This window comes from Ruegeria sp. ANG-R (assembly GCF_000813985.1).
In the GTDB taxonomy this organism is placed as follows: Bacteria; Pseudomonadota; Alphaproteobacteria; order Rhodobacterales; family Rhodobacteraceae; genus Ruegeria.
In genome coordinates, this window is sequence record NZ_JWLJ01000003.1 from 119971 (window position 1) to 133586 (window position 13616).

Here is a 13616-nt window from a genome sequence, read left to right on the forward strand (position 1 = left end):
CAAGGTACCAGCGCCAATTCTCGCAGCCCCCCGAAAAAGGTGACGCCCAGAACCGACAACACGAGGGCGGCGCAGGCCGCAGTCAGCAATTTGGCAGACGGACGTATCAGCGGGGGGCCTCTATCTGGTTGAGGATGTTCTCGAGAACCATCGCGGCATTTCGACCCTCGATCTCGGCCGAGGCGCCCAAAACGATGCGATGGCGCAGCGCCGGCACGAAAAGCCGTTTCACGTCGTCCGGGATGGCGAAGTCGCGTCCGCTCAACCCGGCCTGTGCCCGCGTTGCTGCCGCAAGTGCATCTGCGGCGCGGGTAGAGGCTCCAAAGGCAATCTCGGCGCTTTCCCGTGTGGCACGAACCAGCCGCAGGATATACGCAAGAATATCGTCATCCAGAATGATCCCATCGATCAGCGCCCTGCTTTCCGCCAGAGCGGCCGCATCCAGAGTTTTCGACAAAACATCGGTTTCCATACCGCTCTCGATGCGGGCATTGGCGTGTTGGCGCAGGATCGCCATTTCAATCGCCTCGGGCGGGAAGTCGATCTCAAGCTTAAATAGGAAACGGTCCAACTGCGCCTCAGGTAAGGGGTAGGTACCTTGCTGTTCGATTGGGTTCTGGGTGGCGACCACGATGAACTCACTGCCCAAGGAGTGATCACCGCCGTCGATACTGACCGTGCGTTCGTTCATCGCCTGCAAGAGCGCAGCCTGGGTTTTTGGCGGAGCGCGGTTAATCTCATCCGCCAAAAGTACCTGTGTAAAGACCGGTCCACGCGTGAGGACAAAATCATTGGTCTGAAAATTGAAGATAGAGGTGCCCAGCACATCCCCCGGCATCAAATCGGGGGTGAACTGGATGCGTCCGAAATCTAAGTCCAGCGCGGCGGCAAAACTGCGCGCCAATAGGGTCTTGGCGGTACCCGGCGGCCCTTCCAGCAAAACATGGCCGCGCGCAAAAAGCGAGATCAGCACCAGATCGACCACATCCTCCTGCCCCAACACCGTTTTCCCGATCTCGGCGCGCAGCGCGTCCGAACGTGCGCGCAATGTTTCAAGTGTCATTCTTTATCTGCTCCAATAGCGCTTCAAGTTCATCCACATGGCGCATTGCCCCTGCCGGTGGGACCCGGTGTGGGAGGTTCCGGATTGCACCCAAAACCGTTTCCATTTCGCGCGCGAGATCCGGATTGTGCCGTGCCACATAGCTCAAGAACGTCTTAGGTTTGGCATAATGACGGGCAAGTGCGGGACCGAATAGAGCCGAGGCTGAGGCCGCTAGTCGCGCCTTCGCATATTCTCCGATCAGGGCGCCATCTTGATCCGACAACCGCATCAGACGTGCCCGCGCCTGAACCGCCAGCGACTTTGCGCTTGTGTCAGTACTGTCCTCGGTTTGCACCGGGCCATAGCGTTGCGAGCCGCGCCAAACAAACAATGCCAATGCCAGAACCCCGCCCAGCCAGAGCGTCAGGAATGGCGGGTCGAAAAATCGCTTCAGATCAGACCAGCTCCGCTCGTAACGCACGTTCTCATTGGGATCAGAAAACCAGACTTCGCGGCTGTAATCGATCATAATGTTGCGCTTCCCGGCGAGGGAGCTCAGGAGGCTGCGCGCGATGGTGGCATTGTCCCCCATGCGCAGCCCATGATTGTTCAGCAAATCTGGGTCCGATAGCACCAGTACCCGTGCATCCCCCTCCACACCCGCCAGTGGGCACTCTGCCAGAAGCATCGCATCTGGACTGCCAATCAGCGGGGCGCAAGCGGCGCTAGTGAATAGTTGCGCGGCATAGATCTGAGCCGAAAGCTGGACATCTCCCTCGTCAAAATAATCAAAATCGGAAAAGGGCGTGCGTGCATACTCGATCCGAGCATCATTTTGCCCGGTTAGCTGTTGCAGCAAGATTTCGATATTTTGCCGCCTGCTTAGCAAGACCGGATGGGCCAGGCCGGTTAATCGCATCCCGCTGCGCCATTTGGGTAGGATCACCAGGGTCGACAATCGGTTGGCCTTTTCCAGCACCGCGTCGAACCGTAGGTCATATTCATCCTGCTGTAAAAGCAGTTCTTCCTCTGTGCTCGGAGGAACCCGATCCTCATCTAGGGCGGTATCAAAAAGCGGCAGCACCAGCAGGCCGATGGCTTCCTGATCGACTTGCCAACCGCCCAGAAAACTCTGCGCACTTACCTCATTCGAATTCAACCAGATTCGCAGCCCATCAAACCCCGATGGCGAACTCCGCAGTACCTGTTGACGCTGAGATACGATGAAAAAGATCGTGAACAGCAGTAATGCCAGGAAACCCAAAATTGCCAGCGTCTCAATTCTGGGGCCACGTTTCTTTTTTTCGGTGGCCAACTGATTCATTCGGTCACCTCCGTCAATAGCGGGCGAATGCCCGCGACATGCGCTTGAAAGTCCTCTTCACTCACCTCCCGGCCGCCGAAATGCACCCGCTCGCTCGTCAGAACCAGATGGTGCAAAGCGCTAAGACAATTTTGATCCTCCGGCAGGTGGCGCAACGCGTCGCGTGCAGTCCAACTGCGCTGCAGCAGCACCCCATTGGCCCTGGTCACCGCGCTTAGGGTGGCCTGCGTCAGCTCGATCAAAGCCTCGCGGCGATCCCGTATCTGCAGGATCGCATTCAGGTTGCCCGGACGCGATGGTGTTTCCAATCCTGCACCCGGTGCGGACCCGCTGCGGCTGCTTACCGCATTCGCCCCCCGGCGTCCGAATATAACGGCGAAGCCGCTGCCGTAGCGGACGAAGACAAAAGCGATTGCCATCAGGATAACTGCGGAGCCAAGCAGAACTGGAAAATTCATGTCGCCGTTCAACGACCATTCGCTTGAGTTAGAGGGTGGCCGTGGCCTCTGACGGGTGTGCATCGGCGGCGGTGGGCTTTCCGGGTCGAAATAAGTCACGTCGGCATCGACACGGCTTAATCTGATCGCCTTCAAATAAGCTTCGCCGCTACCGCCGATCACCACCTGATTTTCGTTGGCCTCTTGAGCAGCGGTCAATCGAGGTACTAGGAGAAGGCTGGTTAAGATTATCAACTGCAGACGACGGCTCATGTGCATATCGATAGTGGAACGCCTGCCCGCCCGCAATCTTAAGTTGTTAATAGATATCGTTTGTTTCTGACAAAAGATATCTGTGTCAGCAGTAAGTCGTTCCACCAAGTGACATTATAAGACACTTTGCTTGATCGTTGGCTGCAAAGCCTTTGACAGACTTAAATTCATCCATCTGCTAGCGATGGCCTCGGGCTCGCTACAGTGATTGTCTGCGATGCGAAGCGATTTTGGTTCAGACCCTGAGCCGACATCTGGTCTACTTCAGCCGTTTGCTTGTGCCGCGCGCAGAGAACCGCGGGGATCGGGTATTTTTTTGCGCCTCTGCAGATGACCCATCTCATCTTCATTTTTTGGCGGTTAAGATGAGCCAGAACCACTTCAATAGCCGGTCAACTCAGCCTGTCCCTTTGGTGCCGATGTCAGGAATAGTTGTTGGCGACAAATTTGGAAGCAAAGATAAAAACCGAACGGTTGGTCGAAAATAGGGTTGAATACGAACGCAGACCGGGTCAGTCTCGGGTTGCGCGTCATTTAGGGGATTCCTGAAACTCCGCGTGGCGACGCAATTCGTTTGAGGAGGCAGGATTACATGTCCCAGGTCATCGGATATGAGAGAGAGGGCGATATCGCCGTTTTGTCGGCGCAGAATCCGCCGGTCAACGCGCTGGGGGTCCATGTGCGCCGGGGTCTTATGGCGGGGATTGAACGTGCCGAATCCGAAGGGGCAAAGGCCGTTCTGATCTACGGTCAGGGACGGACATACTTTGCTGGCGCGGACATTCGCGAGTTTGGCAAGCCGCCACAGGACCCGAGTTTGCCTGTGCTATGTGATCGCATCGAGGCGTCGCCGCTGCTGGTGGTTTCGGCTTTGCACGGTACGGCGCTTGGCGGCGGGCTCGAGGTCGCGCTGTCCTGCCATTACCGTATCGCGGTGCCGTCTGCGAAGGTGGGGTTGCCCGAGGTCAATCTGGGGATCATTCCCGGCGCGGGCGGAACCCAGCGTCTGCCACGCGTCGCAGGGGTCGATGCGGCTTTGGGCATGATTACAACCGGGCGGCATGTTCGCGCGTCCGAAGCCCTTGAGATGGGCGTGCTGGACAAGGTGGAGGACGGAGACCCGCGTGAGATTGGCCTGACCTATGTGCGAGATCTGCTTGAGGCCGACGCGCCGCGCCGTCCGGTCTGTGATATGGCCAGACCCACCCCGATCGACTTTGATGCGACCTATGATGCTGTGTTGAAAAAGGGGCGGGGACAGCTTTCTCCCGCCATCGCCGTGCGCGCCGTGCAAGCCAGCTGTGAGGCTGAAAACTTTGCCGCAGGCCAGGCGCGCGAACGGGAATTGTTTCTGGAATTGATGGCCTCGGATCAGCGCAAGGGCCTGATCCATGCTTTCTTTTCCGAGCGCGCAGTTTCGAAACTGCCGGAATTGCAGGGGATCGAACCCCGGGACCTTGATCGGATCGGTGTCATCGGAGGGGGCACTATGGGCGCCGGGATCGCCACCTCCGCCCTGTTGGCCGGGTTTCGGGTCGTGTTGCTTGAGATGACGCAAGAGGCGGCCCATGCCGCAAAAGATCGGATCGCATCAAATCTGGCCGGTGCGGTGAAACGCGGCAAGCTGAGCCCGGAAAATCAGGAGGATATCCTTAAGAACAAGCTGATCCTGGCGACCGACTATGGCGCGTTGAGCGGCGTTGACCTGGCGATCGAAGCGGTTTTCGAGGATATTGAGGTCAAGAAACAGGTTTTTGCGCAACTTGATGCGGTCTGCAAGAACGGGACCGTATTGGCTACCAATACCTCCTACCTCGATATCAACGAGATAGCAGGATCGACCGGACGGCCCGGCGATGTGATCGGCCTGCATTTCTTCTCACCTGCACATGTGATGAAGCTGCTCGAGATCGTGGTGGCGGATCAGACAGCGCCGGACGTTGTGGCGACGGGATTTGCTTTGGGTAAGCGGTTGGGGAAGGTCTCGGTTCGGGCGGGCGTATGCGACGGGTTCATTGGAAACCGGATTCTCAGCGCTTATCGGACTTGCGCGGATCACATGGTTTTGGATGGCGCCAGCCCTTTTCAGATCGATACCGCGCTGACCAGGTTCGGTTTCGCGATGGGGCCGTTTGCAGTGTATGATCTGGCCGGGCTGGATATTGGTTGGGCGGCGCGTAAACGCAAACGGGCTGCGGGTCTGGACCCGCGCGCGCGTGACAGCTTCTATGCGGATAAGCTGTGCGAAGCGGGGTATTTGGGTCAGAAAACCGGTAAGGGCTACTATATCTACGAAAAGGGCAAGCGCGAAGGAGAGCCGAACCCCGAAGTCATGCCCTTGATCGAGACCGAGCGTGCAGCGCGAGGCATTTCGCCTCGTGCGTTTACGGATGAGGAAATCGTGCGTCGCTACATGGTCGCGATGGTGAATGAAGCGGCAAGGGTCGTCGGGGAAGGTATTGCCCGCCGACCACTGGATGTGGATGTCACGCTGCTCTATGGCTACGGCTTTCCTTGCTATTGGGGCGGCCCGCTGAAATGGGCTGATCTGCAGGGTCTGCCAAAGGTGCTGGATGACATCGACACGTGGTCCGAGGAAGATGCATATTTCTGGAAACCGGCGCCATTACTTGTTCAACTGGTAGCTGATGGCCGTGGCTTTGATGATCTCAATAAAGAAAGCTGAGGGTTTAAAGCAAAAGCTCCCGCGCCCGCGCAACATTGGCTGCGCCAATATTGCTAGCGGCCTTGGGCCCGGCATCGCGCCGTGCGCGATGCCGGGCCCAACAGGAGGAGGCGTTTCGCAAGAAACGTCGACGACTGGCGGGAGACCAAGTGGTTAACTCAGTGCGCCTTCGGCAGCCGCGCGTACTGCGCGAATGTTATCGCCATAGACTGACGGAGTTGAGACCGACCCGCCCTTGAAGACAGCCGATCCGGCAACCAGCACATCTGCACCTGCGGCTGCGACCAGAGGCGCGGTCCTGGGATCAACGCCACCGTCGATCTCGATATGCACAGGGCGGTCCCCAATCATCTGGCGCAAACGCTGAATTTTTGCGGTCATATCGATGAATTTCTGCCCCCCGAAGCCAGGGTTTACGGTCATGACGCACACCAGATCGGTCAGGTCCAGCAGATGCTCGACCGCTTCGGCCGGTGTTCCGGGGTTCAGTGCGATACCGGCTTTCATGCCTGCGGCGCGTATCGCCTGCAGCGTACGGTGCGAATGCGGACCGGCTTCGATATGGGCAGTCAGCACATCGGCGCCCGCATCGGCGTACGCCTGAATATACGGATCGACCGGGGCGATCATCAGATGCACATCCATAACCGTTTTCACATGAGGGCGGAACGCTTTGACGGCCGGGGGGCCAAAAGTGAGGTTGGGAACGAAATGCCCATCCATCACGTCCACGTGGACCCAGTCTGCCCCCTGTGCTTCGATGGCTTGAATTTCCTGTCCGAAATTGGCGAAATCGGCAGACAGGATCGATGGTGCGATCTTGATGGAACGGTCAAAGCTCATGAGAGACCTCATATGGATGTACGGTTGCGACGGCGTATAAACCTGAGTCGCGTTGAAGGGTAGACCTTGCCGCGCCGATTCCAGTAGATGATTCTGACAGCGTTGCCGAGTGTTCCGAGGGAGTTTGGGCGCGGCGTGTCTGGATGCGCCCGAAACCCGGCTTAGGCGCGATAGAACAGATACCTGTCGGGCGCGATGGTTTCCGGGCCGTCTATCTGATCGAAGCCAACCAATGGCTGCCCTGAAATCAGCAACCCGCCCGGTCGCATTACCCGTTCGATCAAGGGGCTGAGACGGGCGGCCTCGGCAACGTCGTCAGACTTTATCCCGCGGCCGAAATCATAATGCGCAAGCGCGATTGTTCGGCCTGCTTCCGCCAGCTTTCGCAACATCGGCTCTGCTTCGCCTTGTAGAAAATCCTGCGCTGGCGGTGTGCTGTCCGGGTGGCACTGCAAGACGCGATCCATTACCCAGATTCGACGAGAGGGCAGGACCTCGCGCAGGTGGTCATAGGTGCGCCCGTTCCCCAGACCCAAGTCCAGAACGTCGCCGTTTATGTTTTCGATCTGTGCGGCGGCCCAGTTCAGCCCGTCGCGTTGCGCGGTCAGGCGGCGCAGCATGGAATCCAATCGACTCATTCCGGCTCTCCTTGCGGGTTCAGTTGTACGGTGCGGTCCAGGGAATGCCCGGCCCTTCAAGCAGCCTGTGCAACAGGTCTTGAGCAAACATCCAGATGTCCTGATCATGGACCAGATGGTGCGTCAACACCCCAAACGCCTCGGTATTGTCCGCCCGTCCTGTGCGGCGATCCTGCAACAGCTGCACCGTCTGCGTGATCAGCTTCCGGGGTTCAACCAGACTGCGTGTTCCGTGCCAGTCAATGGGATCGAGATGAGTGTTCACCTGGGCAATGCCCGGCGCGGCATCTGGAGTTTTCCGGGGGGTTGCCGTTGACAGAATCCGGTAGCCCAGCTTGGGCAGGTGAGCAGTAACTTCCGTATCGATCCGGTTCCACGGGGGTACGAAAACCGGGCGTAACTGATCACCGAACAGGGTTCGCAGTCGGGTCAGCCCGGCCTCTGCATCCGCAATCAATGCCTCGATCGGGCGGTGCAGACGGAATTCGGCTTTCTTCTCGTTGACTGGCGCGTGGTTCTGATGCGCCCAGCCATGAACGACCGGTACCAATGCAGACTGGTCTGACACATATTCCGCAAGGCTGGCCTCTACATCGCGAGGGATCACCGCAAGATGGACGGGCAGGCCGAGTTCACCAGACAACGCGGTCAACTGTTTGAGTTGAGGTGTTACCGCTATTGCATCGTCATCGCGCCACCACACTGGCAGCGTCAATCCGGCATCCTGCCAGCGTTGCAGCTCGTCCTGCAGGGGGTGCCAATCCGGATTCATCGGCTGGCCTCGAACAAGTCTGTCGCGATGTCCACAGATCGGCGTGCGCCATCGAAACCTGCGGTCATTGGGGCGCGTGCGGTATCCAACAAGACACGGCGCAGCGCGCTAGCTAACGATTGCCCGGACAGGTCCGAACTGTTCAGCACTTCGATCCCGGTTAATCGCGACAGCGATTTCGCGCGCAAACCCTGCTCGACCTCGTTGCCATCATCGAACGGGATTAGAACAGCAGAGGTACCGCTTTGCAGCAGATCCATGGCTGTGTTGTAACCGCACATGCTGACCGAGGCAGCAGCAAGCGGCAGCATCTGTCGAAAATCGGGGCGGACGGTTTCAATGGTAACCGATGCCTCCCGGGCCAAGTGCGAGAGCTCAGCGATCCGCGCTTCGGCATCCTGCCCTCCCACCAACAGGCGCCACTGCCTGTTGGGCATCTTTCGGGCGGCCTCGATGGCCGCCTGAAAGATCGGTTGGCCGACAGACCCTCCGCCTGCGCTAACGATAATCTCTCCCTGGCCGACACCATCCGGATGGCTTGGTGGCGCGCTTGGGGCGACGAAACCGGTGTAGTGCAGACGCGATGCCAGTTGTGCCGTGACCGGCCAACTGATGTCGAGCGGCGTGATTGTGGGGTCGGAATGGACCAGAACGCCGTCATAAAACTCCGCGATAACCTCGTCCGTCTGTATCGCTTTCTCTGGTTTCGAAGGCGGCGCAAGAATATCTCGGATCGAACTCAGGATGACCGGGGGCTGAGGCAACTCCCGCGCGATCCTCAGCGTTGCGAGGAATTCCGTGGCCAGAGAACGCCTGCCAAACGGATAAAGTTCGGTGATCAGAACCTGCGGCGCGAAGCTGCGTATCGCTTGCGTTAGCCCGGTTACCCGAGCGTCGAAATAGGCGGAATCTGCCACGGCGCCGTTCTGGTCCAGCAGGCGGGTGAAATCGGTGCCGTCAGATCGCAGCGGCGGCAATCCCAGTAATGACAATCCACTTGTGTCTAGCTGAGGTGCAGGCATTCCGCCTGAGACCACAAGAACCTCATGATCCTGCTCGGCGAACGCACGTCCCAAAGTGAGCGCCCGACTCAGATGCCCGGTGCCCAGCAGGTGGGTAACGACGATCATCACCTTCACAATCAGGCCTCACGCGCAAGTAGTCGAACGGGTTCGGGCTCGGCCCGCATCGGGTCCAGCTCCAGTACATATAGCCTGTTGCGCTTGATTTTGAACGGTGCCGGGCCAGCAAAGTTCCAACCCCAGGCTTTGGCCAGAATTACCCGCATGATACCTATGTGGCAGACCGCGACGGTGTCTCCCTTCAAACCGTTCAGCCAGGGAGCGATCCTTGCCCAAAGCTCGGCCGGGCTTTCACCGCACGGAGGCCGATATTCCCAGCCCCAATCTTCTATATGACGATAACCGCTGTCGGGGATTTCGATCAGTTCGGCCCCCCGCTGCCCTTCCCATTCCCCCCAATTCATCTCGGTCAGCGCATCAGATGTTTCGGGTGTTTCGCCAGACACCAGCCGGGCCGTTTCAGCCGCCCGACTCAATGGGCTGGACCAGATTGTTGCTGCGTCCCATGGCGGTGGCAGGCGGTACCCTGCAAGCTCGGCACGGGCATCGGCATCCAGCGGAATGTCGCTGCGCCCCTGAATGCGACCCGCGCGGTTCCAGTCGGTGTGTCCATGGCGCAGCAGGGCGAGACGGGTCATGATTTTTTCTCCAGCAGGGGGCGAACGGCGGTCCAGAATCGTTTGGTGGCCGATGGTATCAGATGGCGGCGTGCGACGTAGGCGCGGGCAAGATCGCCCTCGGATCGGCGAAGGATGGGATCATCCAGAAACCTCTGTATGCGGGCCGCCAGTCCTTTCGCACCCGAAGCGACGCTTGGGTGATCTGAGGGCATCAGCACATCACACACGCCGGGGCGGTCCTGTGCGATGACAGGTACGCCGCTGGCCTGAGCCTCAAGATAGACCATGCCATAGGCTTCGTTGACACCGGGCCAGACCAGCATCGAGGCCCGGCGGTACAGGGCCTGCAATGCGTTTCGGTCAAGTTGGCCCAGAAACCGAACGCGGGCGCCAAACCGCGCCATCAGTGCCTCGACATCAGGTCGCGCTGGCCCGTCTCCGGCAATATCCAGCGTCCAGTCCCCGGTCAGATGGTCCAGTGTCTCGGCCAGTATGGAGTATGAGGCCAATTTGTCTCCCGGGCGCATCATGCCTACTGTCAGCATCGACCCATCACGGGTCGAGGTGGGGGGCAACTCGTCGAGGGGCAGAAAAGGGGGCAATTCCACCAGCGCCTGATTCCCGAACCGTTCCCGCTCCAGCGTGATCAGATCGTTTGCGGTGTGATAGAAAATCACCTGAGCGGCATCGCAGGCGTCATGGGCCGCATGGGCGAAATCCGCCCATGGGCCTGAAAGCCGGCTGGTGGCGCGCGTGCTTTCCAGTTGCACATAGGGGATACCCCTTGCGCGGCTCACAGCGGGCCCCAGAAGATCCGGGGCCTTGTAGTAGTTGTGATAGGTCACCCAAAGGTCGGTGTCCGCTGGCAGCGCCGCGATCAGCCGCGCGGCTTCGGCCTTGGCTTTGCTTTGCAATACGTCCTGACACGTGCGGTCGCCCGTTTTGTCGTAAATACGCAGGTCTGATGCGAGTTCAACGGTATCGCCTAGGGCACTGATCGCGGTGATCAGGTTGCGGGCCATTTCGCGGTCGCCCGAAGGTTTGGGGCTGTCGGGGGTTTTCATCGGCGCGTAAAATGCTACCCGCGCCATTACACGTCGCCCGCGCACAATGCGTTCAGCCGCCCGGACAGGCGACGGATGCCGGGGTCCATGCGGAAGTCGGCGATTAGCCGGTCATAAGCCGCCTCTGCCATCTGTGCGGTTCTGACAGGGTTCCCGGCGATGTCTGAAATGGCCGAGGCCAGCGAGGACGGGTCATCTTCTGAAAGAACGCCATGGACGCCATTTTTGATGAATTCCGGAATTGCTGACACGGGCGTTGAAAGTATCGGGAGGCGCTGAGAGGCAGCCTCCATCAGCACGTTAGGTAAGCCATCCCGGTCGCCGTCTTCGGCAATCCGGCTGGGCAAGACAAACAAATCGGCGCGACGCATCTCGGTGATGACTTCAGGTTGATCACATGCGCCTTTCCACGTGATCCGATCAGACAACCCAGCTGCATCGGCTTGTGCGCTCAGTTCTTTTCCAAGTGCTCCACCGCCGACATGGGTCCAGTGCCAATCCAGCGTTTCCGGAAGCATCGTGAAAGCCGCGATAAGACGGTCAAACCCTTTCTTCTCGACCAGTCGCCCCACCGAAAGCATGTGAAAGGGAGCATCCGCTGCACGTATACCCCTGTCGGGCGGCGCAGGGAAACGGGACAAATCCAGCCCGTGATAAATCAGCTCAACCCGTGCGGGATCATCAGCCAGGTCGCGCAGATGCGCGGCACCGATGGCGGTGCAGGTTGCCCCGAATGCGGCACCGTGAGTGGCCAGTTGCAGTTTTTCCCGCTTCTCCCAATCTGGTGAGGTCCAGATATCCTTGGCATGAGCCGAAAAACTCCAGGGCAGGCCGCGCATGATCGCGGTATACCGCGCCACCGAAGAGGGGGTATGCATGAAATGCGCGTATAAAGCCCGCGTTTGCTGGGGCAACTCCGCGGCCAGAACGCAGGCCTGGCCAAACCGGCGGATGCGGTTATGGCTCGGGTCTCGACGCAGATCCTGTCTCCAGACCTGGTAGGCCTGCCTGTAGCCGGGTAGCCGCGATGCTATGCCACGCGCCGCCGCAATCCGTTCGGGCTCCTCGTAGAGGTATTCCGGCAGATAATGCACCTGCCCTTTGAACCGATCATGCAGCGGATGCCGTTTGGTATCTGTGGGGTGGCGCAGCGACCAGATATCGAACCGGTGCCGGGCCTCCTGCAAGGCCACCAGTTCCTGTGCGATGAACGTCTCGGACAGGCGCGGCCAGCCCTTGACCAGCACCGCCAGCTTGGGGGGCGTTGTGGTCATCCGGTGGCGCGCTCTTGTTCCGTACCCAGCAGCGCGTCGATGCGATGGGTGACATAGTTCAAACCGTCCAGCAATCCGGCGCGAATGGCCTGCGATGGTAACGGCTGATGTGGCAGATTACGGATGGCGTGGATCATCGCATCTGCTGTCAGCCCGTCGCGGTTTTCATCCAGCATTCGCACCAGACCCAGATCTTCGGCGCGGGACGCGCGAATCCACTGCTCCAGTCTGGGTGTCGTACGCGGGACAATAACGGCGCGCTTGTCAAAGGACAGAACCTCGCAAAAGGTGTTATAGCCCCCCATGCAGACAACACCGGCGGCTCCGGCGAACAGCGTTTCGATCTGGGATTCAAAACCAACGGCTGTAACCCGGCCATCAAGTGCGGCAACGCGGGTTTCGAAATCATCGCGCAGTTCACCTGACAGGAAAGGTCCGTAGACCAGTACGGCACGGGGCGACAGGTCCGGGTCTTTCTCGTAGGCAGACAAGACCAGATTGACCATTGCTTTGCCGTCCCCACCTCCGCCGGGGGTGATCAGGATATAGGGTTGTTCGGGGGGGGCGCCGACGGGACCCAGATCGCGCCGCAGATACCCCGTCCAGTGAATGCGCTGTTGCGTTGCGGGGCTGAGCGGAAGACCCTGCGTCGGGTCGTAGATCGAGCGTAACCCGTACACCCAGATCTCGTCATAGAACCGCTCGGTCGCCGCGATCGCCTCTTTGCGGCCCCATTCGGCGGCCAGAACCTCTGGTTCATCCAGTACATCACGCAGACCCAGAACCAGCTTGGTGGAGCCCGAGTTTTCGAGATACTCAAGCGTCGGCAACAGCTCCCCGCGAAAACCGGTGGGTTCTTTGTCGACGATCAGAACATCTGGGTCGAATTGCTCGACCGACGTCTGGATCAGGCTCGCGCGCAGCTCGGTCACATCGTCGATGCCCATACCGATGGTCTGTGAGGCGTAAGAGCCATCGGCACGCTTTGTGACGCCGGGAAGCCGCACGTGATCAACGCGGCGCGGAAAGGTAAACCGCCCGGCAACGGGCGAGCCGGTCAGGATTAGTGCCGAGGCCCGCTGATCAGCCTGAGTGATCGCCGCAGCCAAAGCCCGCGACCGACGCAGATGGCCCAGACCGAACGTGTCGTGACTGTAGAGCAGGATGCGCGGGGCGCGGCCGTGATTTTCGTTTTTGATACCTAGGCTCATGCCTTTGCCTGTTTCGATTCCGGTGCAGCTCCGCGCGTCTGCATCTGATTATCGTATTTCTTCCACACCTGCTTGCCCAAGGCGCAAAATTTGCCGTCCAAATGCGCTAAACATTGCGAATTGGCAACAGCATATTACTCTGCCGGCCGTCGATGCGCCTTGCTATATACAGAGCGAAGGTCCGTGATTGATCAGACAACCCGTACATTTTTCGCCTCAGCTGGTCATATTCAATTTTTGTTGACTTGAAAACACTTTATCCGGCCATTGCGCCGGGAACACGCGCTCTCACGATGTTGATAACGGGTGTGCGGAAGATTTGAACAGCCCCCGGAGGTTCTGTAGTC

The 13616-nt window shown here is 59.2% G+C and carries 12 protein-coding genes; 1 reads left to right on the plus strand and 11 read right to left on the minus strand.

The annotated features are described in order from the left end of the window. Window positions 1-106: 106 nt before the first annotated feature. From RA27_RS10970 to RA27_RS10980, 3 genes are read right to left on the minus strand one after another with little or no spacing between them, the layout of a single operon-like run. A complete protein-coding gene (locus tag RA27_RS10970) occupies window positions 107-1063 on the minus strand; it encodes a MoxR family ATPase (RefSeq protein ID WP_039538508.1) in 957 nt (318 codons plus the stop codon). Further along, complete coding sequence (locus RA27_RS10975; protein WP_052265263.1) at window positions 1053-2369, minus strand: hypothetical protein; 1317 nt, start codon at window positions 2367-2369, stop codon at window positions 1053-1055. Before RA27_RS10975 ends, RA27_RS10970 begins: the two co-directional genes overlap by 11 nt. After that, window positions 2366-3079, minus strand: coding sequence for a DUF4129 domain-containing protein (locus RA27_RS10980; protein WP_241484055.1), 714 nt, complete (start codon window positions 3077-3079; stop codon window positions 2366-2368). Before RA27_RS10980 ends, RA27_RS10975 begins: the two co-directional genes overlap by 4 nt. Before the next feature lie 592 nt (window positions 3080-3671). Here RA27_RS10980 and RA27_RS10985 point away from each other — a divergent pair. After that, a complete protein-coding gene (locus tag RA27_RS10985; RefSeq protein ID WP_039538514.1) occupies window positions 3672-5765 on the plus strand; it encodes a 3-hydroxyacyl-CoA dehydrogenase NAD-binding domain-containing protein in 2094 nt (697 codons plus the stop codon). A 153-nt stretch (window positions 5766-5918) separates the two neighbouring features. Here RA27_RS10985 and rpe read toward each other — a convergent pair whose 3' ends face one another. The 8 genes from rpe to RA27_RS11025 all read right to left on the minus strand — a co-directional run bounded on the left by rpe (window position 5919) and on the right by RA27_RS11025 (window position 13269). After that, window positions 5919-6608 carry a ribulose-phosphate 3-epimerase gene (gene rpe, locus RA27_RS10990; RefSeq protein WP_039538517.1) on the minus strand — a complete coding sequence of 230 codons (690 nt, stop codon included), beginning with the start codon at window positions 6606-6608 and terminating at the stop codon, window positions 5919-5921. A gap of 161 nt (window positions 6609-6769) precedes the next feature. Beyond that, window positions 6770-7246, minus strand: coding sequence for a class I SAM-dependent methyltransferase (locus RA27_RS10995; RefSeq protein ID WP_039538519.1), 477 nt, complete (start codon window positions 7244-7246; stop codon window positions 6770-6772). 19 nt (window positions 7247-7265) lie between these two features. After that, window positions 7266-8018, minus strand: a complete 753-nt coding sequence (locus RA27_RS11000; RefSeq protein ID WP_039538522.1) for a polysaccharide deacetylase family protein — start codon at window positions 8016-8018, stop codon at window positions 7266-7268. After that, window positions 8015-9157: a glycosyltransferase gene (locus RA27_RS11005; RefSeq protein ID WP_039538525.1), complete on the minus strand. Its 1143-nt coding sequence runs from the start codon at window positions 9155-9157 to the stop codon at window positions 8015-8017. The genes RA27_RS11000 and RA27_RS11005 overlap by 4 nt, the downstream gene beginning before the upstream one ends. A 2-nt stretch (window positions 9158-9159) precedes the next feature. Continuing rightward, window positions 9160-9738 carry a histidine phosphatase family protein gene (locus RA27_RS11010; protein WP_039538528.1) on the minus strand — a complete coding sequence of 193 codons (579 nt, stop codon included), beginning with the start codon at window positions 9736-9738 and terminating at the stop codon, window positions 9160-9162. Next, window positions 9735-10811, minus strand: a complete 1077-nt coding sequence (locus tag RA27_RS11015; RefSeq protein ID WP_039538531.1) for a glycosyltransferase family 4 protein — start codon at window positions 10809-10811, stop codon at window positions 9735-9737. The genes RA27_RS11010 and RA27_RS11015 overlap by 4 nt, the downstream gene beginning before the upstream one ends. Beyond that, a complete protein-coding gene (locus RA27_RS11020) occupies window positions 10811-12058 on the minus strand; it encodes a glycosyltransferase family 4 protein (RefSeq protein ID WP_039538533.1) in 1248 nt (415 codons plus the stop codon). Before RA27_RS11020 ends, RA27_RS11015 begins: the two co-directional genes overlap by 1 nt. After that, on the minus strand, window positions 12055-13269 hold the full coding sequence (locus RA27_RS11025) for a membrane protein (RefSeq protein WP_039538535.1): 1215 nt from the start codon (window positions 13267-13269) through the stop codon (window positions 12055-12057). Before RA27_RS11025 ends, RA27_RS11020 begins: the two co-directional genes overlap by 4 nt. Window positions 13270-13616 lie beyond the last annotated feature (347 nt).